Consider the following 19841-nt stretch of genomic DNA (forward strand, 5'->3'; position numbering starts at 1 on the left):
ATCTCCTTAAGCACTAGGCTTGACCAATTAGTTCGACCTTAATAACTCCCTCTAATTGTCGTACTTCGTGCAAAACATCTTCTACTGGTAATGTTAATTCCTTCGTTTCAAAGGAAATATTCACATGTGCTACACCTTGTAGCGGCAAATTCTGATTAATTGTCAATACACTGCCATTATAATCTGCAATGATCCGTAAAATGTTAGATAGCATACCAGATTCATTAGAAATTAGGGCATTAATAGACACAATTTTACCTTGTGAAAGTTCATAAAATGGAAAGACATAATCTTTATATTTATAATAGGCAGAACGACTCAAATCCATTTTTTCTACAGCTTCATTAATCGTTTTCGCCTCTCCTAATTGTAAAATAGATTTTACTTTGATTGTTTTTTTAATCGCCTCAGGTAAAATTACTTCATTCACTAAATAAAATTTGTCTTTTTTGCCTTTCACAGCCATAACTACACCTCTTCACTACTAGTGGATACGGAACTTGCGATGTGTTGTCCATATAAAGTAAATACGGAGTACATACCGACAAAGAACGGAATATATTCAGCTACAATCCGCCATGCCACTGCAACTAGCCCCACTGTTCCAATGGGAACAAAGGAGGCAAACAAATACACAAATAATCCTTCAGCAACTCCTGTTCCCCCAGGTGTGGGAGCAAAATATAAAATTAAATTTAATAAAATCATGCGATTTAAAATTTCAACAATGCTAATATCTGACGTAAACGCATACATCAAAGCTGGTGCTATCGCATACAAGAATAATAAACTCAATGCAGACTCGATAAATACAATGAAAGATTGCATCGGATTTGCATATAATAAACTAAGTCCTCCATTAAATTCATCCAACTTGATGAGCCAGCCTTTAGGATTTCCTTTTTTCATCATTTTACATATCCAAGTTACCAAGCGTTTCATGAGTCGCGTTTGTAATAGATACATTCCCAGAAATGTTGAAATCACAACGAAAATTGATATACCTAACAATTGTGTATTAGTTATATAGGGTACTTCAATTGGTTCTGTTACTAATATAATCGGTAACATGACAATTAAAAATAAAATAGAAAATACGGTTCGTACTAATACAATAGGTGCTGCTTTGCCAATAGGAACATGATAGGATCGTAAAATTAAAGCCTGTGCCACCGCGCCACCACTTGCACCGGGAGTTAACATGGCCATAAAATAATTACCAAATATAACTCGTAAAATGGCAATTAAGGATAAACTATATCCACCCATACGTACCAATCGTTGCAGACGCAATCCATCAAAGTACATTCCTAAAGCAAGTGCTAATATTGCCAACAATAAAGATGTAATGTTGAATGTACCTAGCGTAGCTAATGAATCTAAATCAATTGTAAAATAAATTGTTATTCCTGACACAATCAGAAGCAACAATCCAATTAAGATTCCTCGCTTTATCATGGTACTCATGAATGGTCTCCTTCATTCCATTGTCCATAATGAATCAGACTAATATCTTGAGTACCAATATATTCTTTCACTCTAGTCGAAGTCATAGCAGATCGTTCCTCATCCCAATGATATCCCCACTCATATAAGGATCGAAGTGTATTATTATCTTTGCCAGGATGTGTCATAATTTCATGGACCCCTTGTTTCTTAGCAACCTTTCCTAAAATTGCTAATAAGGCATCTTCTTTCAACTGTCCACCATTCATCATGCCCCAAAAATATAAAGGCGATGAAAATCCTAAGTCTCTAGATGTAGCATAAGCTTGTTGTGTAATGACCGTAAGCCCAACTTTACCAATCCAACGTCCTAATGAAGACACACCATTCAATAAAAATGGAGTTTCATCAGGCATACGAATCTTAGTTAAACCATAGCGCTTCATTTGTTCTGCCACTATAGGCAATACTTGTGGTAGCACATGCATATGTTGATGTCCATCCACATGAGTAATCGGTAATCCTGTAGACATTACTTTTTGAAATTGTGCTTCAATTTCTTTTCGTAATTCATTTCCCTTTATTTGCCCTGTAAAAAGCCGTTTTATAAATTCTGTATGTGTCATAGGAAATTTGCCATCTATGAGCAGACTTGGAACTTCTTTAGGGTCACAAATTGGTAAAAGACCACCAACCAAGCATATATGTATACCTACGCCCAATGTAGGTGTTGTCTTAGCTAATGAGACGGCATCCTCAAAATACTCTCCAGATGCCAATAAAGACGTACTTGTTACTATTCCTTGTTGATGACTTTCTAAGATTCCTTCATTAATAAGAGGATGCAAACCGAAGTCATCTGCATTCACAATTAGACGTTTCATAGTTACCTTCCTGTACGCACTAAATGGATAATTGTATTCTTATTCTACCAAAATTATTGCTATTTGGATAGACAAAGTTTTCTTTCTTGTACTTTATACATGCACAAAGCTCCAGCTATGGCAACATTCAGAGATTCCATAGGACCATACATAGGGATAGAAATTCGCTGTGTAACCAACTGTAATATATCCTCTGTAATACCATTTGCTTCATTTCCTAAAGCAATCATTGTGGACCCTTCATAGGTTGGTTGTCCATAATCTATACTCTCTTCTAATACGGTTCCATACAGTGTAATTCCTTGCTCTTCTATAAGCCTTACTACCTCATTTTTTGTGACATTTGTATAAATTGGTAATTTACACAATCCGCTCATAGTACTTCGTACTGTTTTTTCATTGTATATATCTACCGTATTAGACGTTAAGAACATAGCCTCTACACCAGCACCAACAGCAGTTCGTATTAAAGTTCCTAAATTGCCTGGATCTTGTACCCCATCAATCAGCACATATAAACCATTCTCTTTTACACGAAAATCTTCTAATCGTCGTACTTTTTGACATACTACAGCAATTACACCTTGCCCATGAACTGTTGTTTCAATCCCTTTCCATAGGCTATCTGAAATGGAAAATACCTGAACATCATAGGTGTCACATAAAGATAGCAATAGATTTAACTGTTCCTGTTTTATGGATTCAATATTGACAATGACATACCGTACTGTACCAGTAGGCAATATATCCATTACAGTGCGATATCCTTCGGCTACAAATTCCTGATGCGTAGTACGATATTTTCGTTTATATAATTGTACAATGTGTTTAATTTTTTTATTATCTCTTGAAGTAATTTCTTCCATATTACCCTTTCTTTATGCATTCCATAATTGATAGAACAAACCTTGTTTATCTAACACTTCCTCCAAGGTACCTTGTTCTACAATTTCACCATCAGATATGACAATAATTTTGGTAGCATCACGTAAGGTTGATAACCGGTGTGCTATGGCAATCATCGTTTTTTCACCTTTCATATCTGCAATCGATTGTTGCAATAATTCTTCTGTGTGACTATCTATATTGGAAGTAGCCTCATCGAATACCAATAATGATTTATTCTGTACCAAGGTTCTAGCTAAGGACAATAGTTGACGTTGCCCCTGTGAAAGTAAAGATCCCAAATATCCTACAGGTGTATGATATCCCTCTTCCAAACGCTGTACAGAGCTATCTAAATGAGCCCGTTTAGCAGCTTCTTTTATCATTTCTTCTGTAATAGAACTATCAAACAAAGAAATATTCTCTTCAATAGAACCTTTAAACAAATGGGAGTCTTGGAATACATAGCCCATAGATTGGCGTATAATTCTTGGGTCCAACGTACTCAAATCGTGTCCATTAATACGAATACATCCTTTGGTAGGCTGTTCAAAACCAAGTAATAATTGCATCATAGTTGACTTACCGCCACCGGATGGACCTGCTATTCCTAAGAATTCTCCCTCCTGTAAGGACCAATTAATATTTTTTAATACGTAATTTTCTGTTCCATCATAAGAAAAATAGACATGATCAAACTCGATAGAATGAATCGCAGAAAATTCTTTAGGCACCACAATATTCTTTTGTACCTGCTTAGTTTCACTTTCCAACATAGGTAAAATACGTTCTGCTCCTGCTAAGGCAGACTGTAAGTTACCATATTTCTCAGCAATTTCTTTGATAGGTTCAAAAATCCGATTAATATATTGTAAAAATGCAAATACTGTGCCTGCCTCCGTAATAGAATCAAAATATCCAGTTACAGTAAAAATAGCAATCAGAGCTACAAAAAATAATCCATCTACAATCGGCCTAAAAATAGCAAATGTTTTTACCTCAAATAGGCCTGCCTCTAGAAATTCTCGACTTACCTTATCGTAGCTTTTTTCCATGATAATTTCACCCACATAGGTTTTAATCATCAAAATAGCATTTAACATTTCTTGTACGGATGCATTGGATGCAGCCACTTTACTACGAACACCTCTGAAAGCTTTTCTAGCATACTTACGATAGATAAAAATAACCCCAGCAAATACAGGTACTAATAGTAATACTATGGTAGCTAATGTAGTGTCTATAAGGAACATAAATGCTAAGATACCAATAATCTGAAGGATACTACTACTTATTTTTACTAGTACCTCTGTATATAAGGTACGAATTGACTCTGTATCATTGGTAACTCTTGTCACTAAATTTCCTACAGGATACGCCGTAAACTCTCTAGGACTCATAGTTAATATATTTTCAAAAATTTTATTTCTAATATCATAGATGATACGTTGTCCAAAACTTTGCAAAGCATAGTTTTCAACACCTAATGCAATCATTCCAAACAAAATTAATCCAATATAAGCCACTGCATAATTCGTTATGAGCCCCATATCTTTAGTTGCCACACCGACATCGATAAATTCTTTCATAATAACTGGGCGTACTAGTTGTACACCGAGCACTAACAGCAACATACAAACGCCAAGACACATATAAGCCATATAGGGTTTGATAAATGTGCACAAATGTAATAGCACATGATAATCTGTTTTTTGTTTAGTTCTCATGGCTATCTCCTCGCTTTTGCAACATCACCAACTGATGATACATACCTTTTTGTTGTAATAATTCTGAATGCGTACCGGATTCAACGATATGACCTTCATGGAACACATAAATACAATCTGCACCTTCTAAGGCCTCTAGACGCTGTGAAATGCATATAATAGTTTGTTCTGTATTAGATCGCAGTGTGTCTAAGATATGACATAAACTATGAGCATCTAAAGCAGAGAAAGCATCATCTAACAGCAAGTAGGGAGCATCTTTAAAGAATGCACGAGCCAAAGAAATTCGTTGTCGTTGTCCTCCAGATACATCGGTACCACCTTCTTCTAAGTTGTCAAACTTACGATTCCCTTCAATACGTTCCTCTAAATCTCTAAATAACCCCGCCCGTTGAGCAGCTTCTTCAATAGTCATTGACAAATCTTTTCCATTTGTATAGCCAAATTGAATATTATCTCGAATAGATACACTTAGTAAAGAAGGCGTGGATGGTGCATAGGCAATACTATGACGCAATGTACTAAGAGGAATATCTTGAATATCGGTAGAGCCGAAATAGATACTATCTTTAGGTGCATGTTGAATATCCAATAATAATTTAAATAAAGTAGATTTCCCCGACCCCGGACCACCAACAATACCAATAAATGACCCTTTTGGAATATGCATAGATACATCTTTTAAAATTGGTTCCTTACTACTAGCATAGGTAAAATTCAATCCTTGAATATGTATATCTTCTAATGGTAAGTACCCTACTTGTTCTTGAATTTCTTCCTGCGGAAGTTCAAAGAATTCTTCCATTCGTTCCAAGGAGGCCAAGCCTTTTTGCAATACAGATGTTAAAGAGCCAATTGCCATGATAGGTCCTATAACAAGCATGACATAGCCGTTAAGCGCCACAAATTCGCCTACTGTTAGTTCTCCATTGATGATAGCTTGACCACATACATACATATTGAGAGCATAGCAGACAAAGGGTGCCATATATGTTAATGGAGTCAGTAAGGAATCAATACGCACCACATCTAGATTGTTTTCATAGTTCTTTTCATTCACTTTTATAAACCGTTTCCAGCTTGTATACTCCTTGTTGAATGCACGAATGACTGCCATACCTAAAAATAACTCTTGGGCATATTCTGTCACATCACTGTAGGAACTTTGCGCTTTCTTTTGACGACTTCGTAAATGTTTTGAAAGTTTCAACATGCCATACACAATAAATGGCATCGGCAATATAGTCACCACTGCTAACCATAGGGACATCTTTTGAACGAGGATACAAAATGCAATGACCCCAAAGAATAAGACATCTACAAATAACATAACCCCTAATCCCAGAGATACACGTAAAGAGGTTACATCATTTGTCATCAAAGCCATAACTTTTCCTGGACCATGTTCATCGTAATACGAAGTAGGAATGCGTAATGCATGATGAAATAACTCACGACGCAAATAGAACTCGAAATTGCGTATAGATCCTAAGAGCATGTGACGTGAAATAAATTTCAACACAGTAATCACAATAGCTAGCAGTACAAACAAACTAACGTAATACCAAATTCCATCTTTTCCCACATATAATGTATTGATGGCTTCCCCCATCCAAGTAGGCACTAACAAGAATAATCCATTAATTGTTAGAAGTAGAATGATACCAATGATATATTTATAGGAATGTTCTTTAAAAAAGTATCGGAATAAGTGAAAACCTTTCATACGTACCCCCATTCTATGATAATTTCGATTTTTTTCGATAAAGTTTATTTACTAATTTTATTGTACCATGTTATAATGTCAATATACAAAAGATATTATTCCGTATTTTAAGGAGGAACATACAATGGAAAAACGTACAGGTGTAGTAACATTTGCTGGTAACCCAATCGCTTTATTGGGCAAAGAAGTTAAAGTAGGCGACAAAGCTCCTGCTTTCACATTATTAGACAATGGTTTAGGTGAAAAAACATTAGCAGATTATGCTGGTAAAGTAAAAGTTATCTCCGTAGTACCATCTTTGGATACTGGCGTATGTGATGCGCAAACTCGTTGGTTCAACCAAAACGTTTCTAAATTAGGTGACAATGTGGTTGTATTGACTGTATCCGTAGACTTACCATTCGCTCAAAAACGTTGGTGTGGTGCTGCTGGTATCGACCAAGTAGAAACTTTATCTGACCACCGCGATCTTTCTTTCGGTGAAAATTATGGTTTCATTCTTGAAGGCTTACGCTTATTATCTCGTGGTATCGTTGTCATCGACAAAGACGACGTAGTTCGTTACGTAGAATACGTGCCAGAAGTAACATCTGCTGTTAACTTCGACGCAGCTGAAGCGGCAACTAAAGCCTTAGTTTAATTGTTACTAAGTAAATACATAAGGGTGCAGTGATTCGTCACTCCACCCTTTTTTATTGGAAAGGTCCTTATGAATTATTTTTTGCAACAAATATCTACATTTTTTCAGTGGGTTCTAAATTTCACTTTATTTTCTATTGGTATCGTATTAACCGTAGCTGTGTTGAATACAGCGTTTTATATTGTGACGCTCATACCGGGTTTATTTACAACTGATGTAGCATATACTACATTTTTAGAAGAAATTATTAACTTCTTCCTCTTTTTTGAATTCTTATCCTTAGTAGTGAAATATTTTAAAAACAACTTCCACTTCCCTCTTCGCTACTTTATCTACATCGGCATTACTGCCATCATTCGACTGATCATCGTATCCCATGAGTCATCACTGGATCTATTTTTATGGTCTGCTGCTATTTTAGCATTAGTCATTAGTTTGGTCTTAGTTGTACGATATGGTAAAGAGCCATATAGCAACGAGCGTTTATAAAAATGAATCGCTTGTATAGCGTTTTGACTTCTCTATATTAGAGTTGTATCATATACAAATTATTCATAGTAACTCAATACTACATAAAAAAGGACTGTTCACGATTTCGTGTTCAGTCCTTTTTATTTAAGCCTTTAGTTATATTGTAAGTCAAACTGTATGATATGCTATTTTCCATATAAATATACCTTGGGGGCTATTGTCACCCCCAAAATATATATATTAGAACTCTTATTACATGCCATACCAATAGAATAGGCCTATGTAAAAACACTACATAAAAATCTATTATAAAATGTTACGAGTATATTCTGCATACAATGTTTCTAATTCAACTACTTTTTCGTTCATTTCTACTTGTAATGCAGACGCTATATCATAGTCGCCTTTCACCAATGCATCAGTGATACGTGTGAATAAAGATTTGCTGTCTACACTATCTTTTGCTAGATATAAGCGCAAGGTATTCACTTTGTTCCAGTTCGCACTGTCAAAACCATCTGTTGCATCATGGATAGCTTGTAAGGAACGCACTAATTGAATATTAGCTGGAACAATACGGTTCGCCAATTCTAATTTCCAACGATTGATTACACCAGCCATGAAAGAATCCATCAAATCTTTTTCGAAAGCACCACCCAAAGTTAAGGAAGCTACTTTTTCTGGATTGTTTGTATAGCCTTGGATATTTTCCCATACAGTAGCAGGGGCTTTACCAAATTTACGATCACGCTCTTCTGCTGTGAAATCATCAAATACGTCCACTTCAGAACGATATTCACGAGATGCTTCTAAATAGTCTGCAGCTTCCCCTTCTTTTTTTGACAATTCCGCCAAAATTGCTTCTGGTGCTTTACCAGATGTAATGACATATTTCATTCCATCGAAAGCAGATAAGTAGATCAGTGCCAATGCTGTGTATGTATTTGTATATGGGTTTGGAGAACGCAATTCAAAACGAGTTGCCATTGGTGTATCCACATCGCGAATCAAACCACAAAGAATAGTACGGTTACGGCTTGGCAACGCAGGATCTGTACCCAAGGATGTAACGATACATACAGGTGCTTCAAAACCTGGTTTTAAGCGGTTTAAGGAGTCTGTTGTGGATGAAATGAATGGGTTAATCGCTTCGTAGTGTTTTAATAGCCCCATAATAGCACCATATGCCAATGGACTAGCATGTTCTTTGCGTAAATCCGCTGGGGAGAACAAGTTGTGCACTTTGCCATTTTTCATTTTTACCATCACACCGAAATGCGTATGTTCACCAGAACCTGCTACACCGATGATTGGTTTCGCATTGAAAGTAACATCTAAGCCATTTTCACGGAATACTTCACGAACGATGATACGAGCTTGCAATTCATTATCCGCTGTTTGTAATGGATTATTTGTGTATTTCCAGTCAATCTCTAATTGTTCTAATACCCAGTCTACATTACCCTCGTCATCTAGTTTCGCTTTTACACCGCCAACTTCTTTATGGCCCATCTCTGCATGCAAACCATATTTATCTAGCAAGGATACTGCTTTCTCTAAGGCTGTACGAACGGAACCATGTGTACGTTGCCAATATTGTTCTTGTAGTTTTTGAGATACGGATAACGCTTTTGCATCTACATTTCTGGACGGCGTTTTCACCCAAAATTCCAATTCTGTAGCAGATGTAAAGATAACGTCAGCGATTTCATTAGCATCGATAAATTCCATGCCTTTCACTTGGTTCGTTTGTAATAATTTCATCAATTCTTCTTTTACATATTCACAGCTACGTTTTAAGATAGAACGAGAATCTACATAGCGATCGCAGTGCTTTAAGAATGCTGGAATACGAAGTGTACCTGTTGGTTTGCCTGTTGCCTCATCAATGTGTTCATAGTTATAGTCTACAAACCAGTTTACACTTGGGTCACCCCACATATCTACACGAGCATTATTCAAAGTAGCAATATTCGTCAGTACAACAGAAGATCCATCTGTTTGAACGGCACGACCTTCAAAGAAAGATTCATAATCATCAAAGAATTGCTCCATTGGAATTTTTTCATCTGTATCATTACCAGCAAGGTCAACCCCTACTAAAGATACAAAACGAATTTCTGGATGTTGTTCTAGTAAGGCAAGAACACCTTCTTTACCATATTGGCCTGCTGGAATGTAATATAATAATTCTTTGCTCATGATAAACCTCCTCATAATAAACAAAAAGACTCCAAGAAACTATGTTTCTTAGAGTCCTCATTGACTTAGTATTATATTATATTATTATAGTAACATAATCAATTAAGTCTGTCAACACATTAGTTGACTTTTGCAAGTTCTTCTTTGACAATCGCATTGACTAACTTGCCATCCGCACAACCCTTAGTCTTTGGCATAACCAACGGCATAAGGTCACCCATCTTAATTGGTGCAGTTAGAGTGGAAATCGCTTCTACCACAATGTGACGAATTTCTTCTTCACTTAATTGGGCAGGCAAATATTTGGCTAATACTTCCATCTCTGCTTTCACTTGAGTCACTAAGTCATCACGACGACCTTTCTCAAACTCAGCTAAAGAATCTTGGCGAATTTTCATCTCTTTCGCTAATATAGCGAGAATGTCTGAATCTTCTAATTCAATTTTCTTATCGATTTCTGTATTTTTTATGGCGCTATTTACCATGCGAATGACTGAAAGAGCCACTTTACCCGCTTCGCGAGCTTTCATAGCTTCTTTCATATCTGTTTTAAGCTGATCTTTTAAGGACATGTTGTACCTCCAAGATTGACTTACGCTTTGAATTTGCGTTTTCTTGCTGCTTCAGATTTTTTCTTTCTTTTTACGCTTGGTTTTTCGTAATGTTCGCGTTTGCGTACTTCAGATAAAACACCTGCTTTTTGGCAGGAGCGTTTAAAACGACGAAGTGCACTTTCAAGCGATTCATTTTTACCGACTTTAATTTCTGACATCTATATCCCCCCCTCCAAAACGTATAATGGAAGTGCAGGTAATTTATATACGCACATACAGATATTATAAGCAGTTGACATATATTTGTCAAGCCTAGTCCCCTATAGTTTCTAGGAATTTATCTTATAATTTCATTTCTATGCCAATTCGATACATACGACCATCGATATATAAATCATGTACTTCACGGTTTAATAAGTTATCAATTCCTACATAGGCAGATAATCCATTATTCCATTTTTTATTGACATTGAAGTTTAATGTGTTAAAAGAGTATTCATTATAACTATTAGCGCCGCGATTTCGCGCTTCTTCAAAACCATATTTATGTGTAAAGCTATTCCACAATACAGCACTATATCCATTGGATTTATGGTCATCATACATAAGTTGTAACGTGCTTACTGATCTTGGACGATTACCTAAGCGTTCGTCAGTTGTCATATCTTTCACATCGATATAGTTGAAGGTTCCTTTTACAGTAAGACGGTCAGTTACTTTATGACCTAGACTCAACTCTACCCCTTGAATTTTCGCTTTACCTACATTGTAATATTGATGACGTTGTGATACACCTGGCACATCAGATTGTATCCGATGACTATCAATTAGATTACTTACACGTGTATGGTAATAGGATGCTTTACCAAATGTTTTACCCCGTTCTGCTTCTAAAGCAACATCAAAAGATGTAGAAGTTTCAGGTTTTAAGTTTGGATTTCCTATAATATTTAACACTCCCATTGGTGTTGTATGGAACATATTTAAGTATAATTCTGAAATACTTGGAGCTTTGTATCCTTTACCAAAGTTGAATTTCATCCGTGTATGAGTATCGATTCCATAAACTAAACCCAGCTTTGGTGTTACATTATGTCCAAATTGACTATTGTGTTCATAACGAATGGCTGGTGTAAAAGAAAGTTTTGCATTGACTTGCCACAAATCTTCTACGTATGTTGCCCAAGAATCATAATGAAATTTTTTAGTTTGTTTTATTTTATGTGCATCCAACCCACCTAGACGCGTACCTTCATAGATAACACGTCGGTACTCACCGCCAAATGTTACATTATGATGATCCCCTACATACATAGTGTCTTTTCCTTCGAGGACAATATTTTTGTACTTAGCCGCATCATAATCACTAGCAGGATATAAAGATTGATAATCAAACTTCAATGATGTTGGTGGTGTTGGTGGTTTACTTGGCATCATCACATTGATAACGCCTTCAGGTAAAGTGCGGCCATCTGTCATACGGTAAGATTTGTCTAATTGACTATAATAAGTAGAAATTTCATAGGCATTTCTTGCTGTTTTACCTGTATAGGTAATACCAGTTTGAATACTCTTATTATCAAACAGCTCTTGCTTATTCAAATTGACTGGAACCATTTTGGGACCCGCCATAAATACCATTCCACTTTTATGGAATACAGTAGCATATTTATCGGCATTATCAGTTTGCAGCTTTTCTTTAAAATAACTGAAATCTACTTTAATTGTATTTTGGTTTGAATTTTTGAAATCATATGTAACACTACTATTATAGGATTGTTTATGACCATACATAATACGGCGATAACCTTCTGTATATCCTGTTAATTGTTTTGTTCTCGTATTGAAAGTCTGATCTGACATATGTCGATTGATAGGTCTTTCTTTTGTGACGTTCACATTGAAAATTGCATTCCAACGATCTTGATTTCCACTATTAAGTGTATAATGTACTTGCTCATGTTTAGTGCCGCTAGATACACCAAAAGATTGTGACATACGGGTAGGCTGTTTGGTAATAATATTAATGATACCACCCATAGCATCTGATCCATATAAAGCAGAGGATGAGCCACGGACAATTTCAATGCGATCCACTTGATCTAAATTAATTCGACGCAAAGTGTACACATTCGTCGTATTGGATGCATCTTCACCTGCCAAACGACGACCGTTCACAAGAACTAAAGAATGCCGAGATTCCATGCCTCGAATCATCACTTGATTACCAGTCATTCCTGCTTCTGATAGATTAATATTATCAGCTAGTTGTAAAGCACTTTCTACAGTATCTGCACCTAATCGTTTCATATCTGCTTGAGTAATAACTTGCACCGCCGCTGGGCTATTTTTAATAGTTTCTGCTCGCTTTGACGCCGTAACAACCACTATATTATTATCACTGGCATCCATCGCATGTGTTACATATGTAGGCGCTACTAAAGTACTGAAAATAGCTCCATATAAGGATGCTTTTACTAGTTTATTCATGATACAACCTCCTAATAATTTATTCATATAATGCTTTGTACATTAATTCTAGTGTTTGTGTAATTCGTGTACCAGGATTTAATGCAAATAATCCACCTGGAACATAGTGAATCTGACCTGTTTCCACTGCTTGTACATGTTGCCAAGCTGGATTCGATTGCATTTCTTTTACAAAGGACTCTTTAATAGAAGGATCAGGATACATAACTACAAAAATAATACGTTCTGGATTCTGTTCTTGAACGAATTCTAAACTTAATGGTACATAAGGAGCCTCACCACCTATATTTTTACCAATATTATTAGCCCCTAAGCTATCCAATAATTTACCACTAAAAGAACGGTCTGTACTCACATTCAAGTTACCTGGTGTTCCTAGTAATAATAAGGTTTTGGGGTGTGGTTTATCTTTAATTTTTTCTTTATACATAGTAAATGTTTGGTCTATATTCTCTATTTCTTTCTTACTTATGTCTTCATGGTTTGTAAGTTCACCAAATAATTGCAAGGACCGATTGACATCCTCAAAGGAGTCTAAATCATTAATATACAAAGGAATGTTCGCCGATGTTAAAGCCTCCCGAAGTTTTATATGATTGGCTATATTCATACCAATCACCAAATCAGGATTTAAACTAATAATCTTTTCTACATCAGGATTATATGTATTCCCTACAGAAGGGATATCTTTCACCTTATCTTTTAACTCTCCTGATAAGGAAGCCGCATCCATACGGCCCACAATGGTTCCTTCTACGGCCAAATACATATCAATATTGGCTGTATTTAAGATCACAACCCGTTTGGGATGACTTGGCATGGTCACAGAAGTTCCCATCCTGTCAATTTCCGTTCTTGTTGCCGCCTCTTGTGTTACTGCTGTTGGCGTATCAGCAGTCCAAGAACACCCTGATAGTGCCATCAAACCGCATAGAACAGAGGTATAAGCTACTGCATTCCACAATCGCATTAGTTTCCTCCTAATAAAAAATCCATTTTCCCTAAGGAAAATGGAACTTATCCGAACACTATATATTGAGCACTTGCTCACTTGTTACTTAAATTTACAAATTGTTAAATCAATTTATTCCATAGTAATATAAATAAAATTTTTTGTCAATTAAAAGAGAGGCCATAGAGACCTCTCTTTTATTTCAAATATCCATAGCTAATTAAAATTAACTTCGGACAAGCTAGACTAGTTTTATCTAATCAATTCATATCTATTGATAATACTATACGTTAGATCTTATAGTGTATACTAATTGCTTTTACCAACAAATACTTGTATAGACTCATACTTTGGCTCAATAATAGTGTTTCCTGTAAAATCTAGAACACCATATTTACCATGTTGTTTATAAACTACACTTTCTAAAGTAGCTGTATCCACCTTAGATGTGTCCGATGGTAATTGCAATAGACTTTCGCCTGTTAATGGATTGACAAGGTATATATTATTTCCTCGTTTACCAATTAATCCACTGTAAACACCATAGAATGGTTTAGGCGCCGTGATGGAATCATAACTTTCACCAATTTCACGGAATGTATCTAAGGAAATCATTCGATAAGCGGATCCAGATTTACCAACCAAAACCGTAGGAGCTACTACTTCTAATTTTGAATACGCAAATGGAAGCATAGTACTATTATCTTGACGTTTTACACCCCAACGCCCTTCTTCATCTTGTAAGAGAAAGGCTCCTAGTTCTGGCATATATGTAATATTTTTATAGACCATTGGGAATACTTCAACACCCTCTTTGGTATACAGTCCAAAACGGCCATCTTTATAGGTCATAATCCCGGCTTCAGTTAATGGGCTGACCATCTGATTTTTAGAAGAAATAACTTCTTTGCCTGTTTTGTCAATATACCCTCGTTTTAATTTAGAGGTTGTCCAAGCATAGTCAGTTTCACCATAGCTTGCCTGATGATAGAATGCACCTTTCACCAAAGCAGCCGCCAATGTATTAAAAATTCCACCAAAATTTAACCCATGAGCCTTTCTTGTTACACGAGCTATCCCATTTAGGTAGGGTTCAATTTCATCATACTCTTTCACAGAAAATAGTATTTTTCCGCTTTCATCAATAGCTACCTTTTGTTTATTGCCTAATAATACAAAGGCAATTCCTTCACTGAAAGGAGCTAATACGCGTTGAATCCGCTCACCCTCAACTTGTTGTGGCATTTGTATTTTACGGGGTTGAGTACCTTCCGTTTGTGAGATAATTTTCAAAGCTGTAGCTGACTCTACATGATTACCTTCATCATCAAAATATAAAATAGATCCATCTCTTTGATAACCGGAAATAAGACCTGTATTTTGATTCCAACTTAGAGAGGTAAATATCTCATCCGATTTATATTCTCCTGTTCGAGCATTAAATATTGCTACTAATTTATTGCTTGTACCTACGCTATGCAAGTCACCATATAATTCTTTATCAAATTTAAAGGGCTTACTATGCAACATTTGACCTTGCAGATTATAATAGCTAGTTGCCTCGCCTTTCATAGCATAGATTAATCCTGTAGGTGATACTTCTACATGCTTTGTCGGCATGACAATAGAAGAACCCGTATTCACAGTTTCTAATACTGTTTTACCTGCCTCTTCATATAGTACAACGTCTAGCTTTCCTGTACTATCTAAGCGACCTATATGTAACTCTTTTTTAGGTCCCATTACAGGTTGTCCTTCTGATGATAGGATACTATTACCATCTTTAGATTTACCAATGTAATAGTACGGTTCATGGCTAAGTTTTTCCATTTGTGATTGCACATCACCCAGTGCCTTAGCCTCATTTGCAACTTTATAACTCTTTGTAGGATGGTCAATATGTTTACTAAAAGCCCCCAATACAAAGGCCCTTCCCTCATAGTATCCACGCATATAATCCATGCCACGATAGTAGCCTACACCGTGATAACCAACGCCACCAGATACATGTTTTTCTGCTTGTACTATAAACGGTGTCACCATGGTAGATACACTTGCCAAAACAAGTCCCAGTGCTAACTTTTTACATACTTTCATAAGAGCTCCTATTACGCTTGAAATACAGCCTGTGCTTGAGCTATTTCATAACGCAATTTTTCTTCATCAATAGTCAATAATTCTTTATCTTTCATCACCACTTTACCGCCTACAAGAACGGTAGTAGCATCTGATGAATTAGCCGCATACACTAGGGATGCTACATCATTATACCGTGGTTGCCAATGCAATCCAGACGTATCATACAAAACAACATCTGCCCGATATCCTACGTCTAATATGCCCAAATCATTATAATCTAATGCTTTAGCTCCCATGACTGTACCAAGCTCCCAAGCCGTTTGAGCAGGTATCGCCAATGGATCGTATAAACGAGCTTTATGTAGCATAGCTGCTAAACGTACTTCTTCTAGCATATCTGCATTATTGTTACTAGCAGAACCATCTGTACCCAAACCAACAACAATTCCTTTTGAAAGCATTTCTGGCACTGGTGCAATGCCACTGGCTAATTTTAAATTCGATTGTGGATTATGAGCTACGCGAACAGATTTTTCTTTCATAATATCCATATCTTCATCAGTAACATGCACACAATGGGCTGCTAAACATCCTAAATCAAATAAACCCAAGTCATTCATATGTGCAATAGGAGTTTTACCAGTAGCTTTTATAACATTTTCCACTTCTCCTTTGGTTTCGCTTAAATGCATATGAACTTGTGCTCCTAACTCGTGACCTAATTGAACCACTCGTTCTAAATACGCATCAGGGCATGTATATGGTGCATGAGGTCCTAGCATCACTTTAATTTGATTTTGGTTATAACCGTGATACGTTTCAAACAATTCTTTACTTTCTATTAACGCTTGCTCTGCTGTAGGCGCTACACCAGCCATACCCCGTGATAATACAGCACGAATACCTGTTTCTTTCACAGCCTCAGCCGTTTGATCCATAAAGAAATACATATCACTAAAACAAGTAGTACCAGAACGGAACATTTCTGCAATGCCTAACTGTGTACCCCAATAGACTAAGTGATTATTCAATTTAGCTTCCGCTGGCCAGATGGCAGTTTGTAACCAATCCATTAACTCCAAATCATCTGCGTAATTACGCAATAGGCCCATAGCAATATGAGTATGCGTATTTACCATTCCTGGGGCTGCTAGCATACCTTTACCATCAATCACTTCTTTAGTTTGAGGTATAGCATCATTAGAAACAAATTCTTTAATGTATCCATTTTCAATGACAATAGCAATATCTCTTGCAATTGAATTTTCTTGTAACACATCTACATGTGTGATAACAACATCAACCATGTTCAACTCCTATTTCTTTTTCTTTTCTTGTAAACTGCGAATACTTTCGTTAAACGGAGGTCGTAACACGCCTTCTTCTGTGATAATAGCGGTCACTAAATCATGAGGTGTGACATCAAAAGCTGGATTCAATACTTCAATATCTTGTGGTGCAGAAGGCACGCCTTGGAATTGCAACACCTCTAGAGGATTACGCATTTCAATAGGAATATGTGCTCCTTGTTCCATGGAGAAATCAAAAGTACTATACGGCGCTGCTACATAGAAAGGAATATTGTGATGTTTGGCCAATACGGCTACACTATAGGTGCCAATTTTATTCGCCACATCACCTTCTAGAGTAATACGGTCAGCTCCTACAATAACTGCATCAATAAGACCTTGTTGCATAGCGTAACCAGCCATATTGTCAGTTTGCAATGTCACAGGAATACCGTCTTCATGTAATTCAAAGGCCGTTAACCGAGAGCCTTGCAATAATGGTCTTGTTTCATCTGCGTAGACACGATCTAGCCTACCTTGTGCGTGAACTTCACGGATCACCCCTAAGGCAGTACCGATTCCTGCTGTAGCCAAAGCTCCTGCATTGCAATGTGTCAAAATGCGATAAGATTCTTTATCTTGGAATAAGGTAGCACCATGTTTTGCCATACTTTCATTTAAGGCAACATCTTCAGTATCAATGGCGATAGCTTCTTTTACAAGAACCGCATCTAACTCGCCAATATCGCCTGTGAAAGTATCTACAACACGCAATACTCGATCAATAGCCCACATTAAATTCACCGCTGTCGGTCTCGTTTGTCGCAATGTTTCCGCAAAGGCTCTAAACTCGGATAAAATCTCTGCCCTAGCGCCTCCTCTATGGTGACTTTCACGGAAGGCAAGAATTAAACCATAGGCCGCTGCTACACCAATCGCAGGAGCACCACGGACACGAAGCATCTTAATAGCCTCTGCCACTTGACGCCAATCTGTACAATGTACATACTCCACAGATGTAGGTAATTTCGTTTGATCTAAGATAATAACTTCTGATCCATTCCATTCAATACTTTTCATACTGTTCCCTCCATAGAAACAAGTAGCATTAATGTGTTTCTTCAATTAATAAGGTTTGCATGTCTTCCTTAGAAAAGTGATATTTTTCATTACAGTAGTGACAAGTTAATTCTGTGACTTCATCTTGGGCTAACTCTTGTTTATCATGCATTGGCAAACTTGCTAATCGATCAAAAAATCGTTCTCGACTACAAGGACATGCAAAATGAATATGCTCACTATAGACTTCTTGGACAGTAAATCCATCCAAAATGCGTTCCATTAAGTGTTCCGCATTAGGATTTGCTTTCAAATAATTAGTCACAGGCCCAATGGTTTTCAGATTTGCTTCAATTTTATCAAATGCATCATTTGTCACATCTGGTAAAGCTTGTACTAAAAAGCCACCTGCTACAATCGTATGGTAATCTGGATCTACTAATACACCTAGGCTTAATACAGATCCCACTTGTTCAGACATAGCAAGATAATAGGCTAAATCTTCCGCCACTTCACCTGTTTGAATAGGGCTTTGGGAAGTATAGTTTTGACGAAGTTTAGTAAAGCGAGTCACTTGAACCTCTCCATTACGCCCTACAGCAGCCCCTACATCAAGCTTTCCTTCTCGCAATAGTGGTACATCTACATGCGGATGGTCCACATATCCTCGTACAGTGTTATTACTGAATGCATCCACATGAACAATGCCCAAAGGTCCATCACCACGCAATCGGATACTTACATTTTCATCATTTTTAAAATCACTAGCCATTAGCATAGCCCCAGTCATAGTACGACCTAACGCAGCTGTTGCCACCGGCCACAAATCATGGCGAACTCTCGCCTCTTCTACGGTATCAGTAGTTACGGCAATGGATAGCCGCAATCCTTCTGCTGTTGTATAACGTTTAATAAAATCCACGCATATCCTTCTTTCTACATAGATTCCAATAGATTGATCATTTCGATAGCACCCATAGCGCAATCAAACCCTTTATTACCAGCTTTTGTACCAGCACGTTCGATAGCTTGTTCAATGTTTTCCGTTGTGACTACACCGAACATAACAGGTACGCCAGAGTCTAACGACACATGGGCAATACCTTTTGCTACTTCATTACAAACATAATCATAATGGGTAGTAGCACCACGAATGACTGCACCTAAACAAATAACAGCATCATATTTTCCACTTTTAGCCGCTTTTTGTGCGATTAAAGGAATTTCAAAAGCACCTGGTACCCAAATAGTAGTAATGTCACTATCTTGCACGTCATGACGCAATAATGCATCTTTCGCACCGCTAATTAATTTAGATGTGATGAACTCATTAAAACGGGAACCGATAATAGCAAATTTCTTACCTGTACCTATTAATTTACCTTCTTGAATCATTGTAATTCTCCTTTATTCATATAAGACATATATGGACCTAAG

At 36.9% G+C, this 19841-nt stretch carries 18 protein-coding genes; 2 read left to right on the top strand and 16 right to left on the bottom strand.

All coding sequences use genetic code 11. The annotated features are described in order from the left end of the window. Nucleotides 1-13 precede the first annotated feature (13 nt). From EO116_RS00315 to EO116_RS00340, 6 genes are read right to left on the bottom strand one after another with little or no spacing between them, the layout of a single operon-like run. A complete protein-coding gene (locus EO116_RS00315) occupies nt 14-466 on the bottom strand; it encodes an ACT domain-containing protein (protein WP_062402832.1) in 453 nt (150 codons plus the stop codon). Between the two features lie 2 nt (nt 467-468). Then, nucleotides 469-1467: a flippase-like domain-containing protein gene (locus EO116_RS00320; RefSeq protein ID WP_127160150.1), complete on the bottom strand. Its 999-nt coding sequence runs from the start codon at nt 1465-1467 to the stop codon at nt 469-471. After that, entirely contained in the window at nt 1464-2330 is an 867-nt protein-coding gene (locus EO116_RS00325; protein WP_127160151.1) for a ChbG/HpnK family deacetylase, read from the bottom strand. Before EO116_RS00325 ends, EO116_RS00320 begins: the two co-directional genes overlap by 4 nt. A 59-nt stretch (nt 2331-2389) precedes the next feature. After that, nucleotides 2390-3196 (bottom strand): RNA methyltransferase, encoded by an 807-nt coding sequence (locus EO116_RS00330; RefSeq protein WP_127160152.1) that lies wholly within the window; start codon nt 3194-3196, stop codon nt 2390-2392. Nucleotides 3197-3208: 12 nt separating this feature from the next. Next, nucleotides 3209-4942, bottom strand: coding sequence for an ABC transporter ATP-binding protein (locus tag EO116_RS00335; RefSeq protein ID WP_127160153.1), 1734 nt, complete (start codon nt 4940-4942; stop codon nt 3209-3211). Then, complete coding sequence (locus EO116_RS00340; protein WP_127160154.1) at nt 4932-6668, bottom strand: ABC transporter ATP-binding protein; 1737 nt, start codon at nt 6666-6668, stop codon at nt 4932-4934. The genes EO116_RS00335 and EO116_RS00340 overlap by 11 nt, the downstream gene beginning before the upstream one ends. A gap of 124 nt (nt 6669-6792) precedes the next feature. Here EO116_RS00340 and tpx point away from each other — a divergent pair, with 124 nt between their 5' ends. Further along, entirely contained in the window at nt 6793-7308 is a 516-nt protein-coding gene (tpx, locus tag EO116_RS00345; RefSeq protein WP_127160155.1) for a thiol peroxidase, read from the top strand. A 69-nt stretch (nt 7309-7377) separates the two neighbouring features. Next, nucleotides 7378-7797 (top strand): phosphate-starvation-inducible protein PsiE, encoded by a 420-nt coding sequence (locus tag EO116_RS00350; protein ID WP_164726009.1) that lies wholly within the window; start codon nt 7378-7380, stop codon nt 7795-7797. Between the two features lie 288 nt (nt 7798-8085). Here EO116_RS00350 and EO116_RS00355 read toward each other — a convergent pair whose 3' ends face one another. The 10 genes from EO116_RS00355 to ribE all read right to left on the bottom strand — a co-directional run bounded on the left by EO116_RS00355 (nt 8086) and on the right by ribE (nt 19799). Beyond that, entirely contained in the window at nt 8086-9981 is a 1896-nt protein-coding gene (locus EO116_RS00355) for a glutamine synthetase (protein WP_127160156.1), read from the bottom strand. Between the two features lie 119 nt (nt 9982-10100). Next, complete coding sequence (locus EO116_RS00360) at nt 10101-10553, bottom strand: GatB/YqeY domain-containing protein (RefSeq protein ID WP_127160157.1); 453 nt, start codon at nt 10551-10553, stop codon at nt 10101-10103. 20 nt (nt 10554-10573) lie between these two features. Further along, nucleotides 10574-10753, bottom strand: a complete 180-nt coding sequence (gene rpsU, locus EO116_RS00365) for a 30S ribosomal protein S21 (protein ID WP_009353131.1) — start codon at nt 10751-10753, stop codon at nt 10574-10576. 124 nt (nt 10754-10877) lie between these two features. Further along, entirely contained in the window at nt 10878-13025 is a 2148-nt protein-coding gene (locus tag EO116_RS00370) for a TonB-dependent siderophore receptor (RefSeq protein WP_164726010.1), read from the bottom strand. A 19-nt stretch (nt 13026-13044) separates the two neighbouring features. Then, nucleotides 13045-13995: an ABC transporter substrate-binding protein gene (locus EO116_RS00375; RefSeq protein WP_127160159.1), complete on the bottom strand. Its 951-nt coding sequence runs from the start codon at nt 13993-13995 to the stop codon at nt 13045-13047. 291 nt (nt 13996-14286) lie between these two features. After that, the gene (locus EO116_RS00380) at nt 14287-16074 is read right to left on the bottom strand and encodes a WG repeat-containing protein (protein WP_127160287.1); all 1788 of its coding nucleotides are present in this window, start codon (nt 16072-16074) and stop codon (nt 14287-14289) included. An 11-nt stretch (nt 16075-16085) separates the two neighbouring features. Next, nucleotides 16086-17363 carry an amidohydrolase gene (locus EO116_RS00385; RefSeq protein WP_127160160.1) on the bottom strand — a complete coding sequence of 426 codons (1278 nt, stop codon included), beginning with the start codon at nt 17361-17363 and terminating at the stop codon, nt 16086-16088. 9 nt (nt 17364-17372) lie between these two features. Then, entirely contained in the window at nt 17373-18425 is a 1053-nt protein-coding gene (gene mtnA / locus EO116_RS00390) for an S-methyl-5-thioribose-1-phosphate isomerase (RefSeq protein WP_127160161.1), read from the bottom strand. A 28-nt stretch (nt 18426-18453) separates the two neighbouring features. After that, the gene (gene hslO / locus EO116_RS00395; RefSeq protein ID WP_127160162.1) at nt 18454-19326 is read right to left on the bottom strand and encodes an Hsp33 family molecular chaperone HslO; all 873 of its coding nucleotides are present in this window, start codon (nt 19324-19326) and stop codon (nt 18454-18456) included. Nucleotides 19327-19340: 14 nt separating this feature from the next. Beyond that, on the bottom strand, nt 19341-19799 hold the full coding sequence (gene ribE, locus EO116_RS00400) for a 6,7-dimethyl-8-ribityllumazine synthase (RefSeq protein WP_126939143.1): 459 nt from the start codon (nt 19797-19799) through the stop codon (nt 19341-19343). Between the last annotated feature and the right edge of the window lie 42 nt (nt 19800-19841).

The organism is Veillonella sp. VA137, from assembly GCF_003992015.1.
GTDB lineage: Bacteria > Bacillota > Negativicutes > Veillonellales > Veillonellaceae > F0422.

What these genes read in the sequence shown, in the direction of transcription:
- EO116_RS00335 (WP_127160153.1), bottom strand. Translation starts at nt 4,942, where the DNA reads ATGAGAACTAAACAAAAAACAGATTATCATGTGCTATTACATTTGTGC.
- EO116_RS00340 (WP_127160154.1), bottom strand. Translation starts at nt 6,668, where the DNA reads ATGAAAGGTTTTCACTTATTCCGATACTTTTTTAAAGAACATTCCTAT.
- EO116_RS00380 (WP_127160287.1), bottom strand. Translation starts at nt 16,074, where the DNA reads ATGAAAGTATGTAAAAAGTTAGCACTGGGACTTGTTTTGGCAAGTGTA.
- rpsU (WP_009353131.1), bottom strand. Translation starts at nt 10,753, where the DNA reads ATGTCAGAAATTAAAGTCGGTAAAAATGAATCGCTTGAAAGTGCACTT.
- EO116_RS00325 (WP_127160151.1), bottom strand. Translation starts at nt 2,330, where the DNA reads ATGAAACGTCTAATTGTGAATGCAGATGACTTCGGTTTGCATCCTCTT.
- EO116_RS00320 (WP_127160150.1), bottom strand. Translation starts at nt 1,467, where the DNA reads ATGAGTACCATGATAAAGCGAGGAATCTTAATTGGATTGTTGCTTCTG.
- EO116_RS00355 (WP_127160156.1), bottom strand. Translation starts at nt 9,981, where the DNA reads ATGAGCAAAGAATTATTATATTACATTCCAGCAGGCCAATATGGTAAA.
- EO116_RS00315 (WP_062402832.1), bottom strand. Translation starts at nt 466, where the DNA reads ATGGCTGTGAAAGGCAAAAAAGACAAATTTTATTTAGTGAATGAAGTA.
- EO116_RS00350 (WP_164726009.1), top strand. Translation starts at nt 7,378, where the DNA reads ATGAATTATTTTTTGCAACAAATATCTACATTTTTTCAGTGGGTTCTA.
- EO116_RS00330 (WP_127160152.1), bottom strand. Translation starts at nt 3,196, where the DNA reads ATGGAAGAAATTACTTCAAGAGATAATAAAAAAATTAAACACATTGTA.
- EO116_RS00385 (WP_127160160.1), bottom strand. Translation starts at nt 17,363, where the DNA reads ATGGTTGATGTTGTTATCACACATGTAGATGTGTTACAAGAAAATTCA.
- EO116_RS00375 (WP_127160159.1), bottom strand. Translation starts at nt 13,995, where the DNA reads ATGCGATTGTGGAATGCAGTAGCTTATACCTCTGTTCTATGCGGTTTG.
- tpx (WP_127160155.1), top strand. Translation starts at nt 6,793, where the DNA reads ATGGAAAAACGTACAGGTGTAGTAACATTTGCTGGTAACCCAATCGCT.
- EO116_RS00370 (WP_164726010.1), bottom strand. Translation starts at nt 13,025, where the DNA reads ATGAATAAACTAGTAAAAGCATCCTTATATGGAGCTATTTTCAGTACT.
- ribE (WP_126939143.1), bottom strand. Translation starts at nt 19,799, where the DNA reads ATGATTCAAGAAGGTAAATTAATAGGTACAGGTAAGAAATTTGCTATT.
- mtnA (WP_127160161.1), bottom strand. Translation starts at nt 18,425, where the DNA reads ATGAAAAGTATTGAATGGAATGGATCAGAAGTTATTATCTTAGATCAA.
- EO116_RS00360 (WP_127160157.1), bottom strand. Translation starts at nt 10,553, where the DNA reads ATGTCCTTAAAAGATCAGCTTAAAACAGATATGAAAGAAGCTATGAAA.